Origin of the sequence: Pantoea sp. MBD-2R, assembly GCF_039134845.1 — a bacterium.
GTDB lineage: Bacteria > Pseudomonadota > Gammaproteobacteria > Enterobacterales > Enterobacteriaceae > Erwinia.
In genome coordinates this window covers 892,286-917,848 of record NZ_CP152417.1, presented here as the reverse complement: position 1 = coordinate 917,848, position 25,563 = coordinate 892,286, and the positions used below count along the sequence as shown (strand labels likewise).

General features: G+C 55.1%; 26 protein-coding genes. 18 read left to right on the top strand and 8 right to left on the bottom strand.

Features of this window, described 5'->3' with window-relative positions:
* Positions 1 to 4: 4 nt before the first annotated feature.
* A complete protein-coding gene (gene hrpB, locus AAGQ96_RS04140) occupies positions 5 to 2,446 on the bottom strand; it encodes an ATP-dependent helicase HrpB (protein WP_342754924.1) in 2,442 nt (813 codons plus the stop codon).
* Between the two features lie 68 nt (positions 2,447 to 2,514).
* On the opposite strand from hrpB, the gene thpR reads away from it, so the two are divergent.
* The 9 genes from thpR (at position 2,515) to panD (ending at position 9,555) form a co-directional block, all read left to right on the top strand.
* Complete coding sequence (thpR, locus tag AAGQ96_RS04135; protein WP_147195350.1) at positions 2,515 to 3,054, top strand: RNA 2',3'-cyclic phosphodiesterase; 540 nt, start codon at positions 2,515 to 2,517, stop codon at positions 3,052 to 3,054.
* A complete protein-coding gene (sfsA, locus tag AAGQ96_RS04130; RefSeq protein ID WP_147195348.1) occupies positions 3,051 to 3,755 on the top strand; it encodes a DNA/RNA nuclease SfsA in 705 nt (234 codons plus the stop codon). Before thpR ends, sfsA begins: the two co-directional genes overlap by 4 nt.
* 169 nt (positions 3,756 to 3,924) lie before the next feature.
* Positions 3,925 to 4,380, top strand: coding sequence for an RNA polymerase-binding protein DksA (dksA, locus tag AAGQ96_RS04125; RefSeq protein ID WP_147195346.1), 456 nt, complete (start codon positions 3,925 to 3,927; stop codon positions 4,378 to 4,380).
* Between the two features lie 53 nt (positions 4,381 to 4,433).
* Positions 4,434 to 5,312: a tRNA glutamyl-Q(34) synthetase GluQRS gene (gene gluQRS / locus AAGQ96_RS04120; RefSeq protein ID WP_147200521.1), complete on the top strand. Its 879-nt coding sequence runs from the start codon at positions 4,434 to 4,436 to the stop codon at positions 5,310 to 5,312.
* A 189-nt stretch (positions 5,313 to 5,501) separates the two neighbouring features.
* The gene (pcnB, locus tag AAGQ96_RS04115) at positions 5,502 to 6,920 is read left to right on the top strand and encodes a polynucleotide adenylyltransferase PcnB (protein ID WP_147195344.1); all 1,419 of its coding nucleotides are present in this window, start codon (positions 5,502 to 5,504) and stop codon (positions 6,918 to 6,920) included.
* A complete protein-coding gene (gene folK / locus AAGQ96_RS04110) occupies positions 6,917 to 7,396 on the top strand; it encodes a 2-amino-4-hydroxy-6-hydroxymethyldihydropteridine diphosphokinase (RefSeq protein WP_147195342.1) in 480 nt (159 codons plus the stop codon). Before pcnB ends, folK begins: the two co-directional genes overlap by 4 nt.
* A 60-nt stretch (positions 7,397 to 7,456) precedes the next feature.
* A complete protein-coding gene (gene panB / locus AAGQ96_RS04105) occupies positions 7,457 to 8,251 on the top strand; it encodes a 3-methyl-2-oxobutanoate hydroxymethyltransferase (RefSeq protein WP_342754923.1) in 795 nt (264 codons plus the stop codon).
* A 15-nt stretch (positions 8,252 to 8,266) separates the two neighbouring features.
* Positions 8,267 to 9,121, top strand: coding sequence for a pantoate--beta-alanine ligase (gene panC, locus AAGQ96_RS04100; RefSeq protein WP_342754922.1), 855 nt, complete (start codon positions 8,267 to 8,269; stop codon positions 9,119 to 9,121).
* A 53-nt stretch (positions 9,122 to 9,174) separates the two neighbouring features.
* Positions 9,175 to 9,555, top strand: a complete 381-nt coding sequence (gene panD, locus AAGQ96_RS04095; RefSeq protein ID WP_147200520.1) for an aspartate 1-decarboxylase — start codon at positions 9,175 to 9,177, stop codon at positions 9,553 to 9,555.
* Positions 9,556 to 9,641: 86 nt separating this feature from the next.
* On the opposite strand, the gene AAGQ96_RS04090 is transcribed toward panD, so the two are convergent.
* Both AAGQ96_RS04090 and AAGQ96_RS04085 read right to left on the bottom strand, forming a co-directional pair.
* Positions 9,642 to 10,412: an ABC transporter permease gene (locus tag AAGQ96_RS04090; RefSeq protein WP_147195337.1), complete on the bottom strand. Its 771-nt coding sequence runs from the start codon at positions 10,410 to 10,412 to the stop codon at positions 9,642 to 9,644.
* Entirely contained in the window at positions 10,409 to 11,335 is a 927-nt protein-coding gene (locus AAGQ96_RS04085; protein WP_147195335.1) for an ABC transporter ATP-binding protein, read from the bottom strand. Before AAGQ96_RS04085 ends, AAGQ96_RS04090 begins: the two co-directional genes overlap by 4 nt.
* Before the next feature lie 107 nt (positions 11,336 to 11,442).
* On the opposite strand from AAGQ96_RS04085, the gene can reads away from it, so the two are divergent.
* Complete coding sequence (gene can / locus AAGQ96_RS04080; protein ID WP_147195333.1) at positions 11,443 to 12,108, top strand: carbonate dehydratase; 666 nt, start codon at positions 11,443 to 11,445, stop codon at positions 12,106 to 12,108.
* Between the two features lie 62 nt (positions 12,109 to 12,170).
* Here can and hpt read toward each other — a convergent pair whose 3' ends face one another.
* A complete protein-coding gene (gene hpt, locus AAGQ96_RS04075; protein WP_147195331.1) occupies positions 12,171 to 12,707 on the bottom strand; it encodes a hypoxanthine phosphoribosyltransferase in 537 nt (178 codons plus the stop codon).
* A 258-nt stretch (positions 12,708 to 12,965) separates the two neighbouring features.
* Between hpt and AAGQ96_RS04070 the strand changes: the two genes are divergently transcribed.
* Complete coding sequence (locus AAGQ96_RS04070; protein WP_342754921.1) at positions 12,966 to 14,249, top strand: cystathionine gamma-synthase family protein; 1,284 nt, start codon at positions 12,966 to 12,968, stop codon at positions 14,247 to 14,249.
* Between the two features lie 255 nt (positions 14,250 to 14,504).
* On the top strand, positions 14,505 to 14,936 hold the full coding sequence (locus tag AAGQ96_RS04065; RefSeq protein WP_342754920.1) for a carboxymuconolactone decarboxylase family protein: 432 nt from the start codon (positions 14,505 to 14,507) through the stop codon (positions 14,934 to 14,936).
* A gap of 178 nt (positions 14,937 to 15,114) precedes the next feature.
* On the opposite strand, the gene cueO is transcribed toward AAGQ96_RS04065, so the two are convergent.
* Entirely contained in the window at positions 15,115 to 16,701 is a 1,587-nt protein-coding gene (cueO, locus tag AAGQ96_RS04060; RefSeq protein WP_342754919.1) for a multicopper oxidase CueO, read from the bottom strand.
* A gap of 198 nt (positions 16,702 to 16,899) precedes the next feature.
* Between cueO and AAGQ96_RS04055 the strand changes: the two genes are divergently transcribed.
* The 3 genes from AAGQ96_RS04055 (at position 16,900) to speD (ending at position 19,053) form a co-directional block, all read left to right on the top strand.
* On the top strand, positions 16,900 to 17,247 hold the full coding sequence (locus AAGQ96_RS04055) for a YacC family pilotin-like protein (protein ID WP_147195321.1): 348 nt from the start codon (positions 16,900 to 16,902) through the stop codon (positions 17,245 to 17,247).
* Between the two features lie 111 nt (positions 17,248 to 17,358).
* Positions 17,359 to 18,216 carry a polyamine aminopropyltransferase gene (gene speE, locus AAGQ96_RS04050; RefSeq protein ID WP_342754918.1) on the top strand — a complete coding sequence of 286 codons (858 nt, stop codon included), beginning with the start codon at positions 17,359 to 17,361 and terminating at the stop codon, positions 18,214 to 18,216.
* Between the two features lie 27 nt (positions 18,217 to 18,243).
* Positions 18,244 to 19,053 carry an adenosylmethionine decarboxylase gene (gene speD, locus AAGQ96_RS04045; RefSeq protein ID WP_147195315.1) on the top strand — a complete coding sequence of 270 codons (810 nt, stop codon included), beginning with the start codon at positions 18,244 to 18,246 and terminating at the stop codon, positions 19,051 to 19,053.
* 45 nt (positions 19,054 to 19,098) lie between these two features.
* On the opposite strand, the gene AAGQ96_RS04040 is transcribed toward speD, so the two are convergent.
* The 3 genes from AAGQ96_RS04040 to AAGQ96_RS04030 are packed head-to-tail and all read right to left on the bottom strand — an operon-like array spanning position 19,099 to position 22,237.
* Positions 19,099 to 19,857 carry a DeoR/GlpR family DNA-binding transcription regulator gene (locus AAGQ96_RS04040; protein WP_147195313.1) on the bottom strand — a complete coding sequence of 253 codons (759 nt, stop codon included), beginning with the start codon at positions 19,855 to 19,857 and terminating at the stop codon, positions 19,099 to 19,101.
* 6 nt (positions 19,858 to 19,863) lie between these two features.
* Positions 19,864 to 20,844, bottom strand: coding sequence for a D-threonate 4-phosphate dehydrogenase (locus AAGQ96_RS04035; protein ID WP_342754917.1), 981 nt, complete (start codon positions 20,842 to 20,844; stop codon positions 19,864 to 19,866).
* Positions 20,837 to 22,237, bottom strand: a complete 1,401-nt coding sequence (locus AAGQ96_RS04030; protein WP_342754916.1) for a four-carbon acid sugar kinase family protein — start codon at positions 22,235 to 22,237, stop codon at positions 20,837 to 20,839. Before AAGQ96_RS04030 ends, AAGQ96_RS04035 begins: the two co-directional genes overlap by 8 nt.
* Before the next feature lie 202 nt (positions 22,238 to 22,439).
* Between AAGQ96_RS04030 and AAGQ96_RS04025 the strand changes: the two genes are divergently transcribed.
* Genes AAGQ96_RS04025 through AAGQ96_RS04015 form a run of 3 tightly spaced genes read left to right on the top strand, consistent with a single transcriptional unit; the run spans position 22,440 to position 25,479 of the window.
* On the top strand, positions 22,440 to 23,582 hold the full coding sequence (locus AAGQ96_RS04025; RefSeq protein ID WP_342754915.1) for an iron-containing alcohol dehydrogenase: 1,143 nt from the start codon (positions 22,440 to 22,442) through the stop codon (positions 23,580 to 23,582).
* A gap of 14 nt (positions 23,583 to 23,596) precedes the next feature.
* Entirely contained in the window at positions 23,597 to 24,481 is an 885-nt protein-coding gene (locus AAGQ96_RS04020; protein WP_147200519.1) for a dihydrodipicolinate synthase family protein, read from the top strand.
* Between the two features lie 47 nt (positions 24,482 to 24,528).
* The gene (locus tag AAGQ96_RS04015) at positions 24,529 to 25,479 is read left to right on the top strand and encodes a phosphoglycerate dehydrogenase (RefSeq protein ID WP_147195303.1); all 951 of its coding nucleotides are present in this window, start codon (positions 24,529 to 24,531) and stop codon (positions 25,477 to 25,479) included.
* The last annotated feature ends 84 nt before the right edge of the window (positions 25,480 to 25,563 follow it).

Here is a 25,563-nt window from a genome sequence, read left to right as displayed (position 1 = left end):
CAGCTCAGGAAGGCGCAGAATACTTTTTCACGCGCCGGGTTGGCAGCGCGTTGGCCGGATCGTCTGGCCAGACGTGCTTCGGATAGCGGCCTTTCATCTCTTTTTGTACTTCGCGGTAAGCGCCCTGCCAGAACGCCGCCAAATCACGGGTAATTTGCAGAGGACGCTGTGCGGGTGAAAGCAGCTCCAGTACCAGCGGGATCCGTCCCTCGGCCACGCAGGGATTGCGGGCTTCGCCAAACATCTCTTGCAGGCGCACGGCCAGCGCGGGCGGCTTGTCAACATCGTAGCGAATGGCAAGCCGGCTTCCGGTGGGCACAGTGTAATGAGTTGGCAACAGAGTATCCAGCAGCTGACGCTGAGACCATGTGAGTAAATGTAATAAGGCGCTTACGGTGTCGATCTGCTTTAAGCCTTTCGCATCGCGCACGCCGCTCATTACCGGCAACAGCCATTGTTCAAGACCGGCAAGCAAATCCACCTCTCCGGCAGCAGGCCAGTTTTGCTCGGGTAGCCAAAGCGAGGCGCAAACCAGACGGATACGTAACTGCTCGGCGGCAGGCGTCCAGTTGAGCATCGACAAGCCCTTAAGGCGGATCCAGCGCAGCATCGCCGGATGCAGATCCGCTTCATCGGGTTTACTTAACGGCTGCGCCTTCAGCACCAGCTCGCCAATCTGCTCGCGTCGCCAGGCGCGCAGCGTGCCGCGGTCATCATCCCATTCCACTTCGGTATGCTGTTCGACCAGCTGAGGATGCTGAGCCGCAAGCGTGGCGATCTCTATCGGCATCGCCTGCAAAATTCTGGCATCAGGCTGCGCGTTTCCCTGCAACAGGCCGGGCGCAATCAGCCATTCATAGCGGGTTAAGGCTTCATCGTTATTAAGCATCGCGCCCATGCCGTTTGCCAGCTGAAAACGCCCTTCCGCGCCGCGCCGACGAGCAATGCGGTCGGCAAAAGCAGAGGCAAGCAGCGGCGCAATCAAATCACTGTCCGCTTTGCCGTTCTTAACCTGAAGCCGTTTTTGTAACTGGGCTGCCCGTTTCTGCCAGTTGGGCTGGCTGCGATGAAAACTGTCCCGCAGATCGGCACTGCTCCGTGCGGGTTCCTCCAGCATCGCCACCAGCAGCGCGGCCGTTGCCACTTTTGCCGGGTCGTTACCGGCAGCGATCAGCATGGCGGCAAAGCGCGGCTCGCTACCGAGTGCGGCCATCTGTCGTCCTTTGCTGGTCAACTTGCCCGCGCCGTCCGTTGCGCCTAACTGCTGTAATAACCGCTGTGCCTGATGAAGACTGGCCGCAGGCGGCGTATCCAGCCAGGTAAGCTGCGCGACGTCATGGCAGCCCCACTGCAACAGATCCAGCCACAGCGAGGCGAGATCGCTGTTAAGGATCTCTGCGTCGCTGTGGACTGCTGCCCGCTCCGCCTGTTCTCTGGCGATCAGATGCAGACACAGCCCCGGCTCAAGACGGCCCGCACGCCCCGCACGCTGGATCATTGAGGCCTGGCTAATACGCTGTGTTTGCAGCCGGGTCAGCCCGGTGCGGGCGTCGAACAGCGCTGTTCGTTCCAGCGCGCTATCCACGACCAGCCGAATACCTTCAATGGTCAAACTGGTTTCGGCAATATTGGTTGCCAGCACCACTTTACGGCGACCCGCTTTGGCGGGAAGAATCGCTTTGCGCTGTTCGCTGAGCGGCAACGCGCCGTATAAAGGACAGAGATCGACATCGCTTCCCACCCGCTCGCTAAGGTGTGTCTGGACACGCTGTATTTCTGCAACGCCGGGCAAAAACAGCAGCAGCGAACCCGCCTGCTCATTCAGCAGCTGGCTAACCTGCCGCGCTACCGCCTCATCAAAGCGATAGCTGGCGGGCAGCGAAGTATAGCGGCGTTCCACCGGAAAGGAGCGGCCTTCAGAAACAATCATCGGCGCATCGGGCAGCAGCGCCTGCAAGCGCTGATTATCAAGCGTGGCCGACATTAGCAGGATTTTCAGGTCATCGCGCAGTCCCTGCTGCACGTCGAGCAGCAGCGCCAGCGCCAGATCGGCTTGCAGGCTGCGTTCGTGAAATTCATCCAGGATCACCAGCGACACGCCTTCCAGCATCGGATCCTGTTGCAGCATACGTGTGAGAATCCCTTCGGTGACCACTTCCAGACGCGTTGCCGGCCCGGTGCGGCTTTCTGCGCGCATGCGGTAGCCCACCGTCTCGCCCGGCTCCTGCCCAAGCTGTTCCGCCAGCCGCTGCGCCACATTGCGGGCAGCCAGCCTGCGTGGTTCCAGCAGCAGAATGCGCCCGCTGAAGTCGGCCTGCTGCAAAATTTGCAGCGGCAGCCAGGTTGATTTTCCCGCGCCGGTTGGGGCAGCCAGCAGCACCTGCGGCGCATCCCGTAAGGCCTGTAACAATTCTGATAAAACGGCACTAACCGGTAATGAACCCACGTCTCTGCTCCTGGCCTTAATTTGTCGGGCATTGTAGCATTCCTGTTTCTGGAATACCGGGGAGCACCATGAGTGAGCAAAAAAGGCTGTTTTTCGGCATCGCGCTGCCGGAAGAGAGCAGGCAGAGCTTAATAAAATGGCGAGCCACTACCTTTGCGGAGGAAGCGGGACGTCCTGTTGCCGCAGCGAATCTACACCTGACGCTGGCCTTTCTTGGTGAAATCGGTGAAGAAAAAGGCCGGGCGCTACGGCAGATGGCCGGACGTATCAGGCAATCTCCTTTTACCCTGACGCTGGATGATGCCGGGCACTGGCCGCGCTCGGGCGTCGTCTGGCTGGGGCCAAAGCAGGCGCCGCGCGGCTTGCTCCAGCTGGCCGGGATGCTGAGATCTCAGGCCGCCCGCAGCGGATGTTATCAAAGTCCTCTCCCCTTTCATCCACATGTCACATTACTGCGTAATGCTACGCAGCCGGTCACGTTGCCGCCGCGTAATTTTCGCTGGCAGTTTCGCGTCGAGCGTTTTGCGCTGTTCGAGTCGGTTTTTGCTAAAGGCCGGACACGCTACAAAACGCTGGCAGACTGGGAACTGAAGCAGGATACGGAATGAAATTTACGCCCGCGCTGAAGCCAGCGACGCTGATCAAACGTTACAAGCGCTTTCTGGCCGATGTGATCACCCCTGAGGGGGAAGAAATGACCATTCATTGCGCCAATACCGGTGCAATGACCGGCTGCGCGACGCCCGGCGATACGGTGTGGTATTCGACCTCGGCAAGTTTAACAAGAAAATATCCGCACAGCTGGGAGCTGACGGAAACGCAACAGGGCCACTGGATTTGCGTGAATACCTTACGCGCCAATACGTTAGTTAAAGAGGCGCTGAGTACGCACACTATTCCGGAATTGTCCGGTTACACCAGTCTGCAAAGTGAAGTGAAATACGGCGCAGAAAAAAGCCGTATTGATTTCCTGTTAAAGGCAGACGACCGCGTCAACTGCTATATTGAAGTCAAATCCGTGACGCTTTTACACCAAGGTAAAGGGTATTTTCCGGATGCGGTTACCGTGCGGGGCCAGAAGCATTTGCGTGAACTGGCGAAAATTGCTGAAAATGGCCAGCGCGCGGTGATGTTATTTGCCGTTCTGCACTCGGGGATTGAGGACGTTACCCCGGCGCGTCATATTGATGCACGATACGCAGAACTCATGGCACAGGCGCGTGCAAGCGGGGTTGAAGTGCTTTGTTATAAAGCGCAGTTATCACCTGAAGAAATTATCCTGCAAAAGAGCGTGGCCGTTGAGGGATAAACTGCTGTAATTGGAACGATCTCTATATTGTGCCAAATACGCTTTTACTCACAGCCTTGTCAAGGGATGTTCAGGAATAATTGCCAACCTTTATCGCTTCTGCTATTTATAGCGACCTGTTTTTATCCCCGCTGGGGATCGATAGTGCGTGTTATCCAGGAGAAACAGCATGCAAGAAGGGCAAAACCGTAAAACCTCGTCCCTGAGTATTCTCGCCATTGCTGGCGTGGAGCCTTATCAGGAGAAGCCGGGCGAAGAGTACATGAATGACGCCCAGCTGGAGCATTTCAAGAAGATCCTTGAAGCCTGGCGCAATCAGCTCCGGGATGAAGTTGACCGCACCGTGTCGCACATGCAAGACGAAGCTGCCAACTTCCCCGATCCGGTTGACCGGGCTGCACAGGAAGAGGAGTTCAGTCTTGAACTGCGTAACCGTGACCGTGAGCGCAAACTGATTAAGAAGATCGAGAAGACGCTGAAGAAAGTGGAAGATGACGATTTCGGCTACTGCGATTCTTGTGGTGTAGAAATTGGTATTCGCCGCCTTGAAGCACGTCCTACTGCCGATCTTTGTATCGACTGTAAAACGCTGGCGGAAATCCGCGAAAAACAAATGGCCGGTTAATGGCTAATGGATTGTGCAGTGAGGCGCCTGCTTCACTGCCTGTCTCATCCTCTATGTACAACGCTTACGTTGGGCGTTTCGCCCCCTCTCCTTCCGGTGAACTGCATTTCGGCTCGTTGATTGCCGCGCTCGGTAGCTATCTACAGGCTCGCGCGCATCAGGGCAAATGGTGGGTTCGCATTGAAGATATCGATCCGCCTCGCGAAGTGCCCGGCGCGGCCAAACGCATCCTCACCCAGCTGGAACAGCACGGTTTGCACTGGGATGGTGAGGTTCTCTGGCAGTCTCAACGTCATGAGGCCTATCGCGACGCGCTGGCATTTCTTCAGCAGCACAATCGTAGCTATTACTGCACCTGTCCGCGTAGCCGTATTCAGCAAATTGGCGGTCTTTATGACGGCTATTGCCGAAACCGACATTGTGGCCCGGCCAACGCGGCCTTACGGCTACGACTGGATCAGCCAGTTGAGCAATTTCATGATAACTTGCGTGGGTTGATAACGGCAGATCCCGGGCTGGCGCGTGAGGATTTTATTATTCACCGGCGCGACGGATTGTTTGCTTATAATCTGGCCGTAGTGGTGGACGATCATTTTCAGGGCGTGACGGAAGTTGTACGGGGCGCCGACCTGATTGAGCCAACGGTCCGGCAGATTGCGCTTTATCAGCAGTTTGGCTGGCAGGCACCGGGCTATCTGCACTTGCCGCTGGTGATTAATCCAGATGGCAATAAGCTTTCCAAACAGAATCACGCGCCGCCGTTGCCGGAAGGCGATCCGCGTCCTGCATTGGTAAAAGCGCTGCACTTTCTGGGTCAGCCGGTGGAACAGGGATGGCGGGATCGACCGCTTTTGGCATTATTACAGCAGGCGGTGATGCAGTGGGATGTTGCGAAGATCCCGCAAAAGGATGCTTCGCTGCTAACACTGTAGCGGATTAATTTTAAGCGTCAGTGAGACGATAACAGACAACGGTTTGCTCATTTCATAGCAAACTGGACAGCCTGAGGCGTCAATGATATCGAAGGTATTTGAGATGAGCATTCTCAAATGAGCCGCACTGAGCTATGATTAGCCGCTGTTTTTTTATCGCCCAGCTTAAAATCACTATCGAGGTGTCCCATTTTTACCCGAGTTGCTAATTTTTGCCGAAAAGTTTTGAGCCGCGAAGGCGAGGCACCAGCCGAAATTGCTGAAGTGCAACAGATGACCGTTATCCCTCGCGATCGTCATACTATTTCGCGCAAAGATATCAGTGAAAATGCCCTCAAGGTACTGTACCGCCTGAACAAAGCGGGCTATGAAGCCTACCTTGTCGGCGGTGGCGTCCGCGATCTGCTGCTGGGCAAAAAACCAAAAGATTTTGACGTGACCACCAACGCCACGCCGGAGCAGATGCGTAAACTGTTCCGCAACTGCCGTCTGGTTGGCCGTCGCTTCCGCCTGGCACACGTGATGTTTGGCCCCGAAATTATCGAGGTTGCCACCTTTCGTGGTCATCACGAAGCGGAACAGCTGGCGGACGATCGCAACAGTTCTCAGCGTGGCCAGAACGGTATGCTGCTGCGCGACAACATTTTCGGTTCGATTGAAGATGACGCCCAGCGCCGCGATTTGACCATCAACAGCCTTTATTACAGCGTGGCCGATTTCAGCGTGCGCGATTACGTTGGCGGCCTGAACGATCTGCAACAGGGCATTATTCGTCTGATTGGCGTGCCGGAAACCCGCTACCGTGAAGATCCGGTGCGAATGCTGCGCGTGATCCGTTTCGCCGCCAAGCTGGATATGTCGATTGCGGCCGAAACGGCTGAGCCAATTCCGCGTCTGGCTACGCTGCTGCACGATATTCCGCCCGCTCGTCTGTTTGAAGAAACGCTGAAGCTGCTGCAGGCCGGTTACGGCTACAGCACTTATTTGCAGCTGCGTGAATATCAGCTGTTCCAGCCGCTGTTCCCGACCATTACCCGTTACTTTACGGAAAAGGGCGACAGCAATATGGAACGGATGATTGTGCAGGTGCTGAAAAACACCGACAACCGGATCCATAACCAGATGCGCGTTAATCCGGCCTTCCTGTTCGCAGCGATGTTTTGGTATCCGCAGCTGGAAGCGGCGCAGAAAATTGCGCAGGAAAGCGGGCTCGCCTATTACGACGCTTTCGCACTGGCGATGAATGACGTGCTGGACGAAGCCTGCCGCTCGCTGGCCATTCCAAAGCGTATTACCACGCTGGTACGGGATATCTGGCAGCTGCAGCTGCGCCTGTCTCGCCGTCACGGTAAACGCGCCTGGAAGCTGATGGAGCATCCTAAGTTCCGTGCGGCTTACGATCTGCTGGCGCTGCGTGCTGAAGTTGAGAACAACCAGGAGCTGCTGCGCCTGTCTGCCTGGTGGGGCGAATTCCAGGTGGCCGCGCCGCCACAGCAGAAAACGATGCTGAATACGCTGGGAGACGATCCCGTTCCGCGCCGCCGCACTCGCCGTCCGCGCAAGCGCGTTCCTGGCCCGCGCCGCGACGGCAACAGCAACAACGTATGACCCGCGTTTATCTCGCTTTAGGCAGTAATCTTGCCGATCCATTGCATCAGGTGCAGGCTGCACTTGATGCATTGGCCGCCCTGCCCGACACGAGACTCGTCGCCACGTCCTCTTTATATCGCACGCCTCCTTACGGCCCGCCCGATCAGCCGGATTACCTTAACGCAGCCGTTGCGCTGGATACCGAACTGGCCCCGGAAGCGCTGCTTGATCTGACGCAGCGTATTGAGCTGGAACAGGGCCGCGTACGCAAAGATGAACGTTGGGGACCGCGCACGCTGGATCTGGATATCATGCTGTTTGGTGATTTGACGCTGAATACGCCGCGTCTGATCGTGCCGCATTATGATATGCACAACCGTGCTTTTATGCTGGTTCCGCTGCTGGAAATCGTGCCGGACATCGTGCTACCGGACGGGACTCGCGCCCGCGATCTACTCTCAGGCCTTGATTCGAGCGCCATCCTTCCCTGGTAGTGCAAACCCCCTTTCCATCGATTACTATACGTCCACAAAAACCCTTACCAAGAGGTTGTGATGAAACCGACTACGGTCTCTACCCTTCTCCAGTGGAAAAAAAGTGGGCAAAAGTTTGCCTCTATTACCGCCTACGATTTCAGCTTTGCCCGCCTGTTTGCCGATGAAGGGATTCAGGTGATGTTAGTGGGCGATTCGCTGGGAATGGTGGTCCAGGGACACGATTCCACCCTGCCCGTCACGCTGGCTGATATTGTTTATCATACCCAGGCCGTACGTCGCGGCGCACCTTCCGCCTTACTGCTCGCCGACCTGCCGTTTATGACGTATGCCACGCCGGAACAAACCTTTGCCAGCGCGGCAGAACTGATGCGCGCAGGCGCAAATATGATCAAGCTTGAAGGCGGCAAATGGCTGTGCGAGACGGTAAAGCAGTTGACCGAACGTGCGGTGCCGGTTTGCGGCCACCTTGGCCTGACGCCGCAATCGGTTAATATCTTTGGCGGCTATAAGGTTCAGGGACGCAGCAGCGAGGCGGCGGATGCGCTGCTGGCGGATGCGCTGGCGCTGGAAGCCGCAGGCGCGCAGATGCTGGTGCTGGAATGCGTTCCCGTTGCGCTGGCGCAGCGTGTTACCGACACCCTCACCATCCCGGTTATCGGCATCGGTGCGGGCAACGTTACCGACGGCCAGATTTTAGTGATGCACGACGCGTTTGGCATTACCGGCGGTCATATCCCCAAATTCGCCAAAAACTTCCTGGCTGAAACAGGTGATATGCGGGCAGCCGTGAGGCAATATGATGCAGAAGTCAAAGCGGGAACCTACCCGGCCGATGAACACAGTTTTTATTAAACCAGGAGAAGCACCGTGCTAATTATTGAAACCTTGCCCATGCTGCGTCGCGAGATCCGCCGCTGGCGGCAGGAGGGTAAACGTATTGCGCTGGTGCCGACGATGGGCAATCTGCACGAAGGGCATATGACGCTGGTCGACGAAGCCCGGGCGAGAGCTGACATCGTGGTGACGTCCATTTTCGTTAACCCGATGCAGTTTGAGCGTCCTGACGATCTGGCGCGCTATCCGCGCACGCTACAGGAAGACTGCGAAAAGCTGAACCGCCGCAAGGTCGATCTGGTTTTTGCACCAGCGCCTGGCGATGTCTATCCAAAAGGATTGAGCGAACAGACGTTTGTTGATGTGCCTGGCCTGTCCACGCTGCTGGAAGGTGCCAGCCGTCCGGGGCATTTTCGCGGCGTCTCAACCATCGTCAGTAAGCTTTTCAACCTGGTGCAGCCGGACCTCGCCTGCTTTGGCGAAAAAGATTATCAGCAGCTGGCGCTGATCCGCAAAATGGTGGCGGATATGGGCTATGACATCGACATTGTCGGCGTGCCGACCATTCGTGCTAAAGATGGCCTGGCACTCAGCTCCCGCAATGGCTATTTAACCGCAGACGAGCGTAAAATTGCGCCAGTACTAAGCGAAGTCATGAACAGCATGGCCGAGCGGTTGTCCAATGGTGAACGGCACGTTGACGAAATCATTGCCGATGCTGACGCCGCGCTGGCGGTAAAAGGGCTGCGAGCTGACGGCCTGGCGATTTGCGACGCCGACACGCTGCTGCCGCTTAACGTCGACAGCCAGCGAGCGGTGATCCTGATGGCGGCCTGGTTAGGCAAAGCCCGTCTGATTGATAACAAGCAGGTAGATTTAACGCAGTAAAGTGGTCACGCCTCGCTGGCGTTCGTTATGGCTATTTGAAAGGTAAGCAAGTGATGAACCGTACTATGTTGCAGGGCAAACTTCACCGGGTCAAAGTGACTCAGGCCGATCTTAATTATGAAGGGTCCTGCGCTATCGACCAGGACTTCCTCGACGCTTCTGGCATTTTGCAGTACGAAGCGATTGATATTTATAACGTGACCAACGGCCAGCGTTTTTCCACCTACGCGATTGCCGCCGAGCGCGGATCGAAGATCATTTCGGTTAACGGTGCCGCCGCGCGCTGCGCCTGCGAAGGCGATATTCTGATTATCTGTTCTTACGTAGAGATGCCGGATGCTGAAGCGCGGGAATGGCAGCCGAAAGTGGCCTATTTTGAAGGCGATAACGTGATGAAGCGTCTGGCAAAAGCGGTGCCGGTACAGGTTGCCTGAGTCTGCGCAGTAGGCTCCCTTCGCTTCAGATTTGTCAGCAGTCTGAAAGGCCGCGTTAGCGGCCTTTCAAATAATTAACGCCAGGGTTAGGTTCTCAACCCTCTCCCGCGCTGGATAAGCACCCAGACCAGAAGATAGAACACCACAATAAAGGCAATCAGTACGCCCAGCGTAAACACCAGCGGCACGTCGGAAATGCCTAAGAATCCGAAGCGGAAACCGCTGATCATATAGACGATAGGGTTCAGCTTAGAGACCATCTGCCAGAAAGGCGGCAGCAGCGTTAACGAGTAGAACACGCCGCCCAGGTAAGTCAGCGGCGTCAGCACAAAGGTCGGGATCAGGCTGATATCGTCAAACGTACGCGCAAAGACCGCGTTCAGCAGGCCAGCCAGCGAGAACAGGATCGCCGTCAGCAGCAGCGTCACCGCGACCATCAGCCATGAGTGAACATGGAACGGCACGAAGAACAGCGAAATGGCCGTCACCAACACGCCAACGCAGATGCCACGTGCCACGCCACCGCCGACATAGCCTGCGATAATGACATGCGTAGGCACCGGTGCGACCAGCAATTCTTCGATATTGCGCTGGAACTTCGAGCTGAAGAAGGAAGAGGCGACGTTGGCGTAAGCATTGGTGATGACCGCCATCATGATCAGGCCCGGCACGATAAACTGCATATAGCTGAAGCCATGCATATCGCCAATCCGCGAACCGATCAGGTTGCCGAAGATAATAAAATAGAGCGTCATGGTGATCACTGGCGGCACCAGCGTCTGGATCCAGATGCGCGCGAAGCGGTTAATCTCTTTTCCCCAGATGCTCTTCAGGGCGACCCAATACAAATGTGTCATGCTTTTCCTCCTTTGCGACCGTTTACCAGGTCGACAAACAGCTCCTCAAGACGGTTCGCCTTGTTACGCATACTCAATACCTGCACGCCCTGATGGCTGAGCTGGCTAAATACGCTGTTTAGCCCCTGCTCGCGCAGCACCTCCACTTCCAGCGTTGAGGTGTCCACCAGCCGATACTGGAAACCTTCCAGCTGCGGCAGCGCGCTTTTGGGGGCCAGATCGAGAATAAAAGTCTCGGACTTCAGTTTCGACAGCAGCCCTTTCATGGTGGTGTTTTCCACCAGCTTACCGTGCTGAATAATGCCGATATTGCGGCACAGCATCTCAGCTTCTTCCAGATAGTGGGTGGTTAAAATGATAGTGGTGCCTCTGGCATTCAGATCCTGCAAAAACGTCCACATTGAGCGACGCAGCTCAATATCCACGCCTGCGGTGGGTTCATCCAAAATCAGCAGCTTAGGCTCGTGCATCAGCGCACGTGCAATCATCAGGCGTCGTTTCATCCCGCCAGATAGCATCCGCGCACGTTCGTTGCGTTTGTCCCATAAGTCCAGCTGCTTCAAGTATTTTTCAGCTCGTTTCAGCGCTTCAGGCTTCTCAACGCCATACAGGCCAGCCTGACTGACCACAATCTGCAAGACGGTTTCAAACTGATTGAAGTTGAATTCCTGAGGCACCAAACCCAGCTGACGCTTGGCATTGACCACATCCTGTTGCAGGTCATAGCCAAACACCCGCACTTTGCCAGCCGTTTTATTAACCAGCGAGCTGATAATACCGATGGTGGTGGATTTGCCCGCGCCGTTAGGGCCAAGCAGTGCGTAAAAATCGCCGGCCTCCACGCTGAGATCGATTCCCTTCAAAGCCTGAACGCCACCCGCATAGGTTTTGGTCAGTTTTTCGAGTTCCAGTGCATAAGTCATAGGTAAAGGATTGCCCTGTTTTGTATGGTTTTCTTGTTTAGCGTTTTAAATCACAGTTTGATGGCCTATATTACTGCGACGCATATCAAGTTATGGCGATATAAAAAATGAAAGACATTGAAACTCTCATCAGTAACAACCGCGAGTGGTCTCGCCTGCTGAAAGAAGAAAACCCGGAGTTCTTTGAGCGTCTGTCACTGGCGCAGAAACCTCGTTTTCTCTGGATTGGCTGTTCCGACAGCCGCGTACCTGCCGAACGCCTGACCGGTCTGGAACCGGGCGAGCTGTTCGTTCATCGCAACGTCGCAAACCTGGTTATTCATACCGATCTGAACTGCCTGTCCGTTGTGCAGTACGCTGTTGAAGTGCTGCAAGTCGAACACATCATCATTTGTGGCCACTATGGTTGCGGCGGTGTGCAGGCTGCGGTTGAAAACCCGGAACTGGGCCTGATCAACAACTGGCTGCTACATATTCGCGATCTGTGGTACAAGCATAGTTCGTCATTGAAACAGCTGCCGACGCCGGAACAGCGTTTTAATAAACTTTGTGAAATCAACGTGATTGAGCAGGTTTATAACCTGGGCCACTCAACGATCATGCAGTCTGCATGGAAGCGTGGTCAGGATGTCAAAATTCACGGCTGGGTTTACGGCATTCAGGATGGTCATCTGCACGATCTGGAAGTCGCCTCGTCCAGCATGGATGACCTTGAGCAGCGTTATCATGCCGGTATGGCTAACGCGCTGAAAGACTTACAAAACCCGAACTGATTTCCGGGCTGCATAATATAACAGGCCGGAAAATCCGGCCTTAGTCGATTGTGCGGTCAGTCTTACTCGTCCAGCATTACCACGTGGCCTACGTAAGGCAGATGGCGATAGCGCTGGGCGTAGTCAATGCCATAACCCACCACGAACTTATCCGGGATCGTAAAGCCGACGTATTCTACCGGCACTTCCACTTCACGACGTTCAGGCTTATCCAGCAGCGTACAAATCGCCAGCGATTTTGGCTGACGCAGGCTGAGAATTTCCCGCACTTTGCTCAGCGTATTGCCGGAGTCGATGATGTCCTCCACGATTAATACATCCTTGCCGCGAATATCCTCATCCAGATCTTTCAGGATTTTTACATCGCGCGTGGTAGACATACCGCTGCCGTAGCTGGAAGCCGTCATAAAATCGACTTCGTGTGACACATCGATTTTGCGACAGAGATCTGCCATAAACATAAAGGAGCCGCGTAACAGGCCAACCAGCACCATTTCGCTGCCGCTGTCACGATAGTTTTCGCTAATCTGCTGGCCCAGCTCAGCAATGCGTTTGGCAATCTCTTCTTCAGAGATCATGACTTCTACAGTGTGTTTCATAGTTATGTCGATATTGTCGATGGCTTAACGGAAGCAGCCAAGTTTATCACACTTCACTCGTGCTTTTACCCGTTGCGGCTCAACCGGCGTCATATTCACCAGTCAGACATATAGACTTCCAAATGGCTGTTTTACATCATTTAATAATGCAATTGGTTTTAACGATAGATGAATAATTTATTTAATCGCCGGTTTGTCGGCATGCTAGCCTAGGCTCAACTTACTCTGTGTCAACATGCCTGACCGGCAGGAGATTGCATGGCTACCCCGCATTCCAAAAAAACCCACCTCGGTACTCGTGAGCTGCAACCTGAAACACAAATGCTGAATTATGGCTACGATCCGGCGCTGTCTGAAGGTGCGGTAAAACCGCCAGTATTTCTGACGTCGACCTTCGTTTTTAATACGGCAGAAGAAGGCCGTGATTTTTTTGATTATGTTTCCGGCAGGCGCGAACCGCCCGAAGGTGAAGGCAACGGCCTGGTCTATTCCCGCTTTAACCATCCCAACAGCGAAATCGTTGAGGATCGCCTGGCAATTTATGAACGCACCGAAAGCGCCGCCCTTTTTTCCTCGGGGATGTCGGCGATCTCTACCACCCTGCTGGCCTTTGTCGAGCCAGGCGATGCTATTTTGCATTCGCAGCCGCTGTATGGCGGGACGGAAACGCTGCTGACCAAAACTTTTCGCAAGCTGGGCGTGGCGACGGTCGGTTTTGCCGACGGCGTCAACGAAGCGTCGGTGCAGGCTGCCGCCGCTGAGGCGATGCAACAAGGGCGCGTATCGGTCATTTTGATTGAATCCCCCGCCAATCCGACCAACAGCCTGGTGGATATTGCGCTGATTAAACGGGTTGCTGATGCCATTGAAAAACAGCAGCAGCACCGGCCAGTGATTGCCTGCGATAACACGCTGCTCGGGCCTGTTTTCCAGCGCCCGACTGAACATGGGGCTGATTTATCGCTCTACTCTCTGACCAAATATGTGGGCGGCCATTCCGATCTGATCGCTGGCGCGGTCATGGGAAATAAGACACTGATTAAACAGATTAAATCACTTCGCAGCGCTATTGGCACCCAGCTCGATCCGCACTCTTGCTGGATGATTGGCCGCTCGCTGGAAACGCTGTCGCTGCGGATGGAGAAAGCGAACGACAACGCTGCGGCCGTTGCTGAGTTTCTGCGGACACATAGCAAAATCGAAAAGCTGCATTATCTGTCGTTCCTGGCAGCGGATTCAGCTGCGGCGCAAACGTTTAAAAATCAGTGCAGTGGCGCGGGGTCGACTTTCTCATTTGATGTGGTCGGCGGTCAGGAAGCTGCATTCAAGCTGTTGAATACGCTGCAACTCTTTAAACTGGCGGTGAGTCTTGGCGGTACGGAGTCGCTGGCCAGCCATCCAGCCAGCACCACGCACTCCGGCGTACCGGCCGACGTGCGTGCCCGGATCGGTATCAACGAAGCGACGGTTCGCGTCTCGATTGGTATTGAGAACAAAGACGATTTAATTGAGGATTTGCGGCTGGCGCTGGCAGAGGTGTAAAGCGCGGCATTTCGGGCTGATATTTTCACTCATTTACTTTCATTACTACGCTGCCCTCTTTTAGCTAACGCAACTGCACAGACCGAAGCTCCGGCGGAATAGAGATTCCGCCGGGTTGTACTTTTATACCCGCTTTGCAGACGTTTTTTGCCGATGACATCAGGCCGCTTATCCCATCCCGCACAGCACCAACAAGAAAATGGCTGTTTATAAAAACAGGTATTATCTAAAAACGAATAACGTTGAGGAATTACGATGAGCCATCTTCGCCTGCCTTACTTTCAGTTATCAAACGACGCTTATGCCGGACTCGCGGCGACTAAAAAAGCGTTAGAAAAAAGCACGTTGGGTAAAGTGCTTATTGAGCTGGTTTATCTTCGCACTTCCCAAATGAATGGATGTGCTTTTTGTCTGGAAATGCACGCCAAATCGCTCAGGAGCTCGGGCGTGGAAAACGCTAAGATTGATGCACTTGCAGGCTGGCGAGTGAGTCATCATTTTAACGATAAAGAAACAGCGGCTTTGCAGTGGACAGAAGCATTAGTTAACGTCGGGGATACTTTTGCGTCTGATGACTATTTTGCAGCGCTGAAAGAACATTTTTCAGATAGCGAGATATCCGATCTTACTTTTGCCGTTTCTCTTATGTCCGCCTTTAACCGACTGGCTATCGGTATGAGGCAATAAAATTCAGGTAACGGAACGGCTTATTTGCCAGTTCTTCTCACAAAAATATCCTGTAAGCAAAAAGCGCCTGCAAAACGTAAATTAAGCAGGCACTTTTTTGTTAATAGCGCCGCTGCTTAGCAACGATGCGCGGCTTTAAAGCGTAAACACATCCAGTAAACCTGGCGTGCAATGTTAGCTAGGCACTCACCGTAAACCCAAGCATCATGCCGGTATCTTCATGTTCCAGCAGATGGCAGTGCGCCATATACGCCTGCTCTTTGGCGGCCAGATGATCAAAGCGCACCAGCACTTCGCTACGCCAGCCTTCAACGTGAACCGTATCTTTCCAGCCGCTACGGTGCGCGGCCGGCGGCTTGCCGTTTTCCGACAGAATACGGAACTGCGTGCCGTGAATATGGAAAGGATGCAGCATCGCGTCACCCTCGCCCGAAATCGTCCACTTCTCCGTTACGCCCTGTTTAACGTCAAAAGCGGGCTTATTCATATCAAAAGCGACGCCGTTAATCTTATTGCCCATGCTGAAATCATAATCTTGCGGCGTGGCTGACGGTTTCATGCCGGCCATCTCATGATGCGTGTCGTGAGGTATCTCATTATCATTATCATGAGCATCGCCGCTCATGCCTGCCATCGCCGCGTGACCGTATCTTTCCATCAGCGCCAGCATGCCGCGGCGGTCCAGCTCGGGATCCATCGACAGCTGTAGCCAGCGCGTCTTCAGCCCGTCCTGTGCAGGAAGCGCCGGAACGTCGACTAATTTGTCCGGCAACGAGCCGCTGGCCATGATCTGTAGCGGCTTGATGCTGAGCACCGGCAACGGCTGGTCGAACGGCGCCAGCGTCATGCCCATCTGCCTGACCGGCAGCGTTTGTAAATCGAAAGGTTTGCCGTCCAGGGTGTCAATCAGCACTTCAAAACGTTCCCCAGGCAACATCGCAAGCTCGGTTAGCTTTACCGGTTCGGCCAGCAGGCCGCCGTCGCTGCCGATGACGTACATGGCGCGGCGGTCACAGGTAGAGATATTCAGCGAACGGGCGTTGCAGCCGTTCAGCAACCGTAGCCGCAGCCAGCCACGCGGAACCGGATGCTGCGGATAAATCGCGCCATTCGTCAGCAGGGTGTTACCAAACCAGCCGACGGCGGCACTCATCACGTCAAGTTCGTAATCTATCTTGCCGCCGTCCATGCTCAGCCTTTTATCCTGAAGAATAACGGGGATGTCATCGACGCCCCACAGTTTAGGCAGCAGCAGTTTTTCAGCCGTATCGTCTTTGACCAGCACTAATCCTGCCAGCCCCTGTGCAACCTGATATCCCGTACGGCCATGCTGATGAGGATGGAACCAGCAGGTGGCCGCAGGCTGGTCAGGCGTGAAGCTGACGCTACGCGTTTGGCCTGGCGCAATCAGTGCCTGCGGCCCGCCATCAACCTCTCCCGGCAGTTCGAGACCGTGCCAGTGGAGAGTGGTCGCTTCGGGCAGCATGTTATGCACATTCAGCGTCACGGGTTTGCCATGTTCAAGCTGAATCGCCGGGCCGAGAAGCCCCCCGTTATAGCCCCAGGTCGGCACCGACTGCCCCGCCCAGACCGACTGACCTTGCTGAGCCGAGATATTCACTACACCGCGCACGTCTGGCGACAGTAACGTTGGAATGGGCAGCTCCGGGCGTGCCTGCGCGGCCATCAGCGAACGGCTCCATAACGGCAGCGCGCTGGCAGCGGCCATCGCGGTAGTCATCTTAATAAAATCACGGCGTTGCATCGGCCTTTCCTTAATCGGGCAATCGTTTGTCGCCCGCAGCATAAACCCTTACCCGGGAGCAAGGTCAAGTTTCCCCGACGCCCACCCGCTGGCCGCGGTAAATAAATGGCGAATTCCGGACATTTCTTTGGCAATTTTGCCTGTAGCCTGCCGATAACTGTGCTAACGTCTGGGTATTGCAATTGGTTGAGAACAATTATGAAGAAAAGCATCAGGGCTCTGTTGTTACTGGGTCTGTTTAGCTTCTCGTCGGCAAGTTTTGCGTTAAGCGAGTCTGAAGCGGAAGATCTGGCGGATCTGACCGCCGTTTTTGTGTATCTGAAAAATGACTGTGGCTATCAGGATTTGCCGGACGGGCAAATTCGTCGTGCACTGGTCTTTTTTGCCCGACAAAATCGCTGGGATCTGAGCAACTACGGCAGCTTTAATATGAAGTCGCTGGGCGCAGACAGCTACAAAGACCTCAGCGGCATTGCCGTCCCGAACGACAAGAAGTGCAAATCACTGGCTCGCGATTCTCTCAGCCTGCTCGCCTACGTGAAGTAATCCCGCCGTTTTACCGTTTCCCCTGCTGATAATTTGACCGTGCAACCACGGTCAGAGTTAGCTATGATATCGCCCCCATTTTTCGTGGCTGTAATGACAGGAGAGCCCATCATGGCCGAGAAAGAAATGTGGTATGAAACGCTTCATGCCGGGTTTGGACAGTATTTTTCTGTCGACAACGTGCTGTACCGTGAGAAGACGGAACACCAGGATTTGGTGATTTTCGAAAATGCCGCTTTGGGTCGCGTTATGGCGCTCGACGGCGTGGTACAAACTACCGAGCGTGACGAGTTCATCTATCATGAAATGATGACCCACGTCCCTCTGCTGGCCCACGGCGCCGCAAAACGCGTGCTGATTATTGGCGGCGGTGACGGTGCCATGCTGCGTGAAGTCAGCCGACATAAAGCCATTGAGCAGATCACCATGGTGGAAATCGACGCGGGCGTGGTCAATTTCTGTAAGCAGTATCTGCCGAACCACAGCGCGGGCGCTTATGATGATCCCCGCTTTAATCTGGTGATTGACGACGGCGTGAATTTTGTCGCGACCTGTAGCGATAAATTCGACGTGATCATCTCCGATTGTACCGATCCTATCGGACCGGGTGAAAGCCTGTTTACCTCAGCGTTTTACGCCGGATGCAAACGCTGCCTTAATGAGAACGGCATTTTCGTGGCGCAGAACGGCGTCTGCTTCCTGCAACAGGAAGAGGCAATTAACAGCCATCGCAAGCTGAGCCACTATTTTGGCGACGTCAGCTTTTACCAGGCGGCGATCCCGACCTATTACGGCGGCATCATGACCTTTGCCTGGGCCAGCGATAACCCAACGCTGCGTCAGCTGGATGCGACAACGTTACAGGCGCGTTTCGATGCGGCTGGCCTGACGTGCCGTTACTACAATCCGGCGATCCATACTGGCAGCTTTGCCCTGCCACAATATCTGTTGAATGCGCTGGCCGAATGACCGCGCATTTTAAGGGGGTGAACGAAATTGCAAAAGCTTAAACTACATGGCTTCAACAACCTGACGAAAAGCCTGAGTTTTTGTATCTACGATATCTGTTACGCAAACACCGATGCGGAGCGTGACGGATACATTGCGTACATTGATGAGCAGTATAATGCTAACCGCCTGACTGAGATCCTCAGCGAAACCTGCTCGATTATCGGCGCTAACGTGCTGAACATCGCTCGCCAGGACTACGAGCCGCAGGGTGCCAGCGTCACCATCCTCGTTAGCGAGGAGCCAATCGACCCGAAAGATATCGATACATCAGAACACCCAGGCCCGCTGCCGGGTTCGGTCGTTGCCCATTTGGATAAGAGCCACATCTGTGTGCACACTTACCCGGAAAGTCATCCTCAGGGCGGCCTTTGCACCTTCCGTGCGGATATTGAGGTTTCTACCTGTGGCGTCATTTCGCCGCTAAAAGCGCTGAACTATTTAATCCACCAACTGGAATCCGATATCGTCACCATCGACTATCGCGTGCGGGGCTTTACCCGTGATGTGAAAGGCGTGAAGCACTTTATCGATCATGAAATCAATTCCATTCAGAACTTTATGTCGGAAGACATGAAATCGATGTACGACATGATGGATGTGAACGTTTATCAGGAAAACATCTTCCATACCAAGATGTTACTGAAAGAGTTCGATCTGAAGCACTACTTATTTAACACCAAACCGGAAGATCTCAGCCCGCAAGAGCACAAGCGGATCACCGATTTGCTGTGGAAAGAGATGCGTGAGATTTACTACGGACGCAATATCCCGTCCGTGGGGTTTAAAACGCTGTAACAGCAGAAACGGGTGGCCAATGGTCACCCGTTTTGCTTTCAGGCATTACGTCAGGATCAGGTTGAATGCCTGACCACTCAGTTGAAGATGAGCGTCACTGCTCAAATGCTTATCCGTAATGACGTCGGTAAGGTTTTGCAGCGGCGTGGCGCAAAACAGCGACCAGGAACCGTATTTGCTGCTGTCTGCCAGCAATACGCGTTGCCGGGCGTTGGCCAGCAAATCCTCTTTCAGCCCCGCTTTCTCTTCCGTCGGCGTGGTGATCCCCTTCTCCAGACTCCAGGAATTACAGCTGACAAAAGCAATATCAGGGTAGATATTCCGCAGCAGTCGGCGACCATGTTCGCCGATACAGGACTGGCTGGAATCATCAATCCGCCCGCCGATGATCGTCACTTCAATCTGTTTAAACGCCGACAGAAACAGCGCAATGTGCAGGTCGGCAGTGATCACCCGCAGCGGCAGATGCGTTAACTGACGAGCCAGCTCCAGCATGGTCGTGCCCGCATCCAGCACCACGGAGTCGCCAGATTTCACCAGGCCGGCGGCAGCAACAGCGATCGCCTGCTTCTCGGCCAGATTGCGCTGCATTTTCTCCAGCGTGGTCGGCTGCGCAGGAATAAAACGATTCAGGGTGACGCCGCCGTGCGTCCGGCTGATCACCCCTTCCCGATCGAGCTTAATAAGATCCCGGCGAATGGTCGCGGGTGACGCTTCAATAGCAGCCACCAGCTGATCGACGGTAACGAGATTATGGCTTTTCAGATAATCCATAATCTGATCGAGGCGACTTTGTCCCTTCATATGTCCTTATGCCAGCTGCATCGCTAGCTGAATGGAAATCGCCATGCTCTCAGACTTCGCTTTACCTGTCCAGGCAATATCAAAAGCCGTGCCGTGGTCGGCAGAAGTGCGGATAAACGGCAGTCCGGCGGTGATATTCACCCCGTCATAAAAGCCCAGCAGCTTCAGCGGGATGTGTCCCTGATCGTGATACATCGCCACCACGATATCGTACTGGCCTTCGTAGCATTGCAGGAAAACCGTGTCCGGCGGGCAGGGGCCGAACACGCTGTAGCCCTGCGCTTTCATCGCCTCAACTGCCGGACCGACAATCCCGATCTCTTCGTCGCCGAACAGGCCATTTTCTCCGGCATGCGGATTGACGCCCGCCACGGCAATACGTGGTTTTTCAAAACCGACGCGTTTAAGGAAAGTATCTGCCATGCTGACTACCGTTTCTACACGTTCGCGGTTCAGCGTATCCAGGAACTTGCGCAGGGCGATATGCGTGGTGACATGAATGACCTTCAGGCGATCGGTGTACAGCACCATGGCGTAATCTTTGCTGTTGGTCAGCTTTGCCAGCAATTCAGTATGCCCCGGATAGAGATGCCCGGCAGAATGCAGCGCTTCTTTATTTAACGGCGCGGTGGCGATAGCGTGAACGTCCCCCGCCATTGCCAGTTCGGTGGCGCGTTTGACGCAGCGGTAAGCCAGATCGCCTGCATCAACCTGCACCACACCCGGCTTTAACGCCTCGGGATCGGTGAGCGGCTCGTCGATAATATTAATGATGCCTGGCGCAAAATGCGCATCGGCTACGCTGTTCAGCACGCGCAGCTCAGCCTGCGGCGTGATGCCCATCGCCAGAATCCGACGTAGTGTCGCCGCACATCCCACCACAATCGCTGGCGCGCCGGAGAGTTCTCCCTCAGCCAAAGATTTGATGATAATTTCCGGACCAATACCCGCCGGATCGCCCATGGTAACTGCAATAATTTTACTCACTCGCTTTCTCCTCAATAAAACGAAAAACCTCTACCAGGGTGTTGTCATCACCAAAACCGCCAGCCTTGGTGAGCACCAGCAGGTCATTTTTACACGCCAGCAGCTGGCCATAAGGCACGCAGCCCGCCACCTGTCCGACAATATGAAAGCCCTGAGCACCGAGCTTATGCGCCACCGCTATCGCCACGTCGCCGCCCGAAAGATACAGCCCGGCGGGCGTCGCCTCGCTCAGAATGTCACCTGTCAGTTCTGCCAGAAAAAGGCAGATGCTTTCGCCAAGCTGCTGGCGAGAGAGATCGTATCGTTCGCACAAGGCGGTAATGGCCCGACGCTGATCGGCCTGCTGACAGGTGCGGATGACGCAGTGTCGTCCTTGCAGCAAAGCCTGCCGTGCCGTTTGTAACCACTTATCGCTGTCCTGCCAGCCGGTAAACAGCTGGGTGATATCAACGTCAATCAGGCAGAGCGGCTTATGTTGCTGGAGTTGGGTTAGCTGGCGCTGGGTGATTTCGCTCATTGAGCCAACAACGGCCAGCACGGGTCTGAACTGCGAGGCTCTGCCGTGCGCGGTGGCTGCAACGGTTTCGGCTTCGGTTTCGGCTTCGGTTTCGGCTTCGGTTTCGGCTTCGGTTTCGGCATAGCTGCCGTCGCCGTTGTCCGTGGAGCACAACCCTGCCCTGGCGGTTTGCGCCAGCAGGTTTCCCAACGCGTCACTGAGACCGGCTGCGCCCGCCAGCAGCGGTCGCTGAGCCAGCTGCGAAGCCGCTCGCATAATGCGCTGCAAATCGTCATCGGTTTCTGCATCAACCACGATCAGCAACTGCCCCTGGTCGATGGCCGCATGGATCCTTTCAACGAGATCCGCTTCGCGTACCGCAGATAAGGGAATGAGTCCGACAGGCAGCGAGCTTTGTTCTTTCAGCCGCAGCAGCACGCTGGCTTGCGTAACGGGCGTTTTTGGATCGCTGGCATATTCGGTTGTCGTTAACAGCTGCTCGTGAATAAAACAGCAGCCTTCCCGCGTGACGCGGCCCAGCGTCGGCACCGCAGGCGCGATTAGCGCGGCCGGTGCGCCGCTTGCCAGCAGCGCCGCCTCAATTTCCGCCCCGGGATTTCCACGCAGCGTCGAATCCATTTTCTTAAAAACCCAGCCGCTGGCCGCAATGTCTGCATGGCTGTGGATTGCCGCCGTCGTAAGGCGGGCGGCCAGTCCGGCGCTGACCGCACGACTGTCGGTGTTGATGACGTGAACATCGGCGTCCTGATCCCGTCGTGCATTGAACAGCACATTGACCCGCGCACCGGCTCTGGCCAACCCGCTGCCGGCATCATTGGCACCGGTAAAGTCATCAGCGATCACCAATACCGGCGTTTTCCACTGCAAGCGCGTCATCTTTTCTCCTGGCTAAAAGAACGGAAGCGGTTCGCTTCGACCGGTAATGATTATATTCAATCATGATTGATTATATGTGAGCACGATCAAATTAATAAAAATCAATTTACCCTATAAAATTAGCCACCACTCGCTCACAGTCGTGAGTAAATGACTAATTAAAATCACTCGCGACAGCGCGGGCAGAAACAGGGTAAGGCGAATGAATATCAACAGCACCGTAATCAGTGGAACCCTTCATGACATTGGCTATCTGCTGCATGACTGCCAGCACGTGCTGCTGGTAACGGATAAAAATATTGCGGGGATTGCAGCGGTACAAACGCTGATTAAACACATTGCCAGTAAGGTACCGACCGTCAACATCATCGATTCGGTGCCGCCGGAACCAAGCCAGCATGACGTGGCGGCGATTGTTGCACCGCTGGCTATCAAGGGCATCGACAGGGTTATTGGTATTGGCGGCGGCAGCGTGCTGGACGTCGCTAAACTGCTCTCCGTGCTCTGTGTGGAAGATGCGCCGTCGCTGGACGCGCTGCTTCAGGGCGAAAAACCGCAGCGCCGCATCGCCTCATTGCTGATCCCAACCACTGCGGGCACCGGTTCAGAAGCCACGCCAAACGCCATCCTGGCGATCCCGGAAAAAGAGACCAAGGTCGGTATTATTTCGCCGGTGATGCTGCCGGACTATGTGGTGCTGGCGCCTGAACTGACCATCAGCATGCCCGCGCACATCGCCTCCTCTACGGGAATCGATGCGCTGTGTCATCTGATTGAGTGCTTCACGGCAACCGTAGCGAATCCGGTCAGCGATAACTATGCGCTGATCGGCCTGAAAAAGCTGTTTGCCAGCCTGGAAAAAACGCTGGCCGAACCCGACAACCTCGCGGCTCGTCTCGATATGCTTTGGGCCTCTTATTACGGCGGCGCGGCGATTGCGCATGCCGGGACGCATCTGGTGCATGCCATGTCTTATCCGCTGGGCGGCAAATATCACCTTCCCCACGGCGTGGCGAACGCCATCCTGCTCGCACCCTGTATGCGCTTTGTGCGCCCGGCGGCAGTCAGTAAATTCGCTCAGGCGTATGACCTGCTGCCAGATGCCGACTTTACGCTTAGCGAAGAAGAGAAATCTTTCGCGCTGGTCGATTACTTCGCCGCGCTGGTCAAACGCCTCAAGCTGCCCGCCAGCCTCGATGAGCTGGGCATTAATGCCGACCATCTTCCCTATCTGGTGGATGCTGCGCTGGACGTACAGCGCCTGATGAAAAACGTTCCTGCTCCCGTCAGCGCCAGCGACGTTCGCAACGTCTATCTGACGCTGTTTCCGGCACTGAATCATTAATGACAACCGAGGATATGATGAAAAAAATTACCGGTGTATTAACCGCCATCGTGACGCCTTTTACCCGCGACGGCGACTACTTTGAGCGCGCGATGCGCGAGCAGATCCGCCGTCAGCTGGCGGCGGGCAACGGTATCTTCTGTGGCGGTACCAACGGCGAATTTTTCGTGCTCAACGAGCAGGAGAAGCTGGCGGTGACCCAAACCTGCGTGGACGAAGTAGCAGGCAAAGCGCATGTGGTGGCCCACGTCGGCGAAATCTCTACTCGCGAAACAATCCGGCTTGGCAAACAGGTCGCGGCCCTCGGCGTGGATGCTGTTTCGGTGATCACGCCTTACTTTGTGCCGCTGAAGCAGGCGGAACTGATCGTCCACTACGAAGCCGTGGCGGATGCACTCGACGTGCCGGTTTTCCTCTACAACATCCCGGCGCGTACCGGCAATACGTTGCAACCGGAAACCGTCCGCAAACTGGCCGCTCACCCGAATATCATTGGTATTAAAGACAGCGCGGGCAGCTATGAAAGCCTGAGCGGTTTTCTACAGGCGGCAGAAGGCCAGCAAAACTTTGACGTGCTGAACGGACCTGACTCGCTGATCCATCAGGGTTTTGTCGACGGCTGCTCCGCCTGTATTTCCGGGCTGGCAAACGTCGCGCCGAAAGAGATCAACGCTATCTGGGCGCGTTTCTATGCTGGTGATATCGACGGTTCGCGCAAGGCACAGGAAAACGTCACCGGCCTGCGCACCGATCTCTACAGCGTGGCCTTCTCGCCCGCCGCCGTGAAAAAAGCCGTGGCGCTGATGGGCTATGACGTGGGTGAAAGCCGCTATGCCGTACGCTTCAGCGACGACGACGCGCAGCGTATCCGCCAGATCGTCAATCAGTACACCCAATAATTTTGCGGCGGCCTGCTGCCGCCTGCTCCAATACCGGGACAAGCACGATGAAAGTTCTCTGTACTTCACCCTCGTTTGCAAAATATAACGCCCGACCTGTTACCGCACTGAAAGAACAGGGCCTGGAGCCGATCATGCTACCCGCCGACGCGCCGCTAAGCGCGCTGGAACCACATCTGGCAGAAACCGTAGCGATGATTGTCGCCTTTACCGACGTCAATGAAGAGCTGCTGTCGCGAGCACCAAAGCTGCAAATTGTCTGCAAGCATGGCGTCGGCGTGGACAATATCGATTTGATCGCCGCCCAGGCTCGCGGCGTTTTTGTGACCAACGTGCCGGATGCCAACAAGCATGCGGTGGCGGATTTTGCGTTCGCGCTGATCCTCAATATTGCCCGTCAGGTGACCACCGCCGCAACAGCAACCCGTGCCGGACAGTGGCCGCGTATTTTCGCTACGGATGTCTATGGCAAAACGCTTGGCATTATTGGGCTGGGCAATATCGGCAAACAGGTTGCCCTGCGCGCCAGCGGTTTCAATATGCGCGTACTGGCCTTCGATTTTTATCCCGACGAGAAGTTCGCCGCCGAGCACAATATCGAGTTTGTTTCGCTCAACGAGCTCACCGCGCAGAGCGACTTTATTACGCTGCATACCCCGCTGACGCCTGAAACGCGCAATCTGTTTGATAGCTCACGCCTCAGAATGATGAAGAAATCTGCCTTTCTGATTAACGTCTCGCGCGGCGGCGTGGTGAACGAAGAGCAGCTGTACCACGCGCTGACCGATAACGTGATAGCGGGTGCCGCCGCCGATGTTTTCGATCGTGAACCTCTGGAGACCCATCCGCTGTTCTCGCTGGCGAATTTCATACCTACCTCGCATATCGCAGGCTATACCGATGGCGCCATCAGCGCGATTGGCGAGCGTTGCGTGCAGCAGATTATCCAGTGCGTCTGCCAGCATCAGCGACCAGTTAATATTATGAATTCATTGTAATAAAGCCCGGGGCGCCGTTTCCGCCCCGACTAAAAAGCCGGACAGCGATCCGGATAATAACAACCTCTGTACCGGGCGATGACT

What these genes read in the sequence shown, in the direction of transcription:
- thpR (WP_147195350.1), top strand. Translation starts at nt 2,515, where the DNA reads ATGAGTGAGCAAAAAAGGCTGTTTTTCGGCATCGCGCTGCCGGAAGAG.
- AAGQ96_RS04030 (WP_342754916.1), bottom strand. Translation starts at nt 22,237, where the DNA reads ATGACGCGCTTGCAGTGGAAAACGCCGGTATTGGTGATCGCTGATGAC.
- can (WP_147195333.1), top strand. Translation starts at nt 11,443, where the DNA reads ATGAAAGACATTGAAACTCTCATCAGTAACAACCGCGAGTGGTCTCGC.
- gluQRS (WP_147200521.1), top strand. Translation starts at nt 4,434, where the DNA reads ATGTACAACGCTTACGTTGGGCGTTTCGCCCCCTCTCCTTCCGGTGAA.
- AAGQ96_RS04085 (WP_147195335.1), bottom strand. Translation starts at nt 11,335, where the DNA reads ATGACTTATGCACTGGAACTCGAAAAACTGACCAAAACCTATGCGGGT.
- panB (WP_342754923.1), top strand. Translation starts at nt 7,457, where the DNA reads ATGAAACCGACTACGGTCTCTACCCTTCTCCAGTGGAAAAAAAGTGGG.
- AAGQ96_RS04020 (WP_147200519.1), top strand. Translation starts at nt 23,597, where the DNA reads ATGATGAAAAAAATTACCGGTGTATTAACCGCCATCGTGACGCCTTTT.
- AAGQ96_RS04015 (WP_147195303.1), top strand. Translation starts at nt 24,529, where the DNA reads ATGAAAGTTCTCTGTACTTCACCCTCGTTTGCAAAATATAACGCCCGA.
- AAGQ96_RS04070 (WP_342754921.1), top strand. Translation starts at nt 12,966, where the DNA reads ATGGCTACCCCGCATTCCAAAAAAACCCACCTCGGTACTCGTGAGCTG.
- AAGQ96_RS04065 (WP_342754920.1), top strand. Translation starts at nt 14,505, where the DNA reads ATGAGCCATCTTCGCCTGCCTTACTTTCAGTTATCAAACGACGCTTAT.
- sfsA (WP_147195348.1), top strand. Translation starts at nt 3,051, where the DNA reads ATGAAATTTACGCCCGCGCTGAAGCCAGCGACGCTGATCAAACGTTAC.
- hpt (WP_147195331.1), bottom strand. Translation starts at nt 12,707, where the DNA reads ATGAAACACACTGTAGAAGTCATGATCTCTGAAGAAGAGATTGCCAAA.
- AAGQ96_RS04055 (WP_147195321.1), top strand. Translation starts at nt 16,900, where the DNA reads ATGAAGAAAAGCATCAGGGCTCTGTTGTTACTGGGTCTGTTTAGCTTC.
- AAGQ96_RS04025 (WP_342754915.1), top strand. Translation starts at nt 22,440, where the DNA reads ATGAATATCAACAGCACCGTAATCAGTGGAACCCTTCATGACATTGGC.
- dksA (WP_147195346.1), top strand. Translation starts at nt 3,925, where the DNA reads ATGCAAGAAGGGCAAAACCGTAAAACCTCGTCCCTGAGTATTCTCGCC.
- cueO (WP_342754919.1), bottom strand. Translation starts at nt 16,701, where the DNA reads ATGCAACGCCGTGATTTTATTAAGATGACTACCGCGATGGCCGCTGCC.
- AAGQ96_RS04040 (WP_147195313.1), bottom strand. Translation starts at nt 19,857, where the DNA reads ATGAAGGGACAAAGTCGCCTCGATCAGATTATGGATTATCTGAAAAGC.
- panD (WP_147200520.1), top strand. Translation starts at nt 9,175, where the DNA reads ATGAACCGTACTATGTTGCAGGGCAAACTTCACCGGGTCAAAGTGACT.
- AAGQ96_RS04090 (WP_147195337.1), bottom strand. Translation starts at nt 10,412, where the DNA reads ATGACACATTTGTATTGGGTCGCCCTGAAGAGCATCTGGGGAAAAGAG.
- folK (WP_147195342.1), top strand. Translation starts at nt 6,917, where the DNA reads ATGACCCGCGTTTATCTCGCTTTAGGCAGTAATCTTGCCGATCCATTG.
- speE (WP_342754918.1), top strand. Translation starts at nt 17,359, where the DNA reads ATGGCCGAGAAAGAAATGTGGTATGAAACGCTTCATGCCGGGTTTGGA.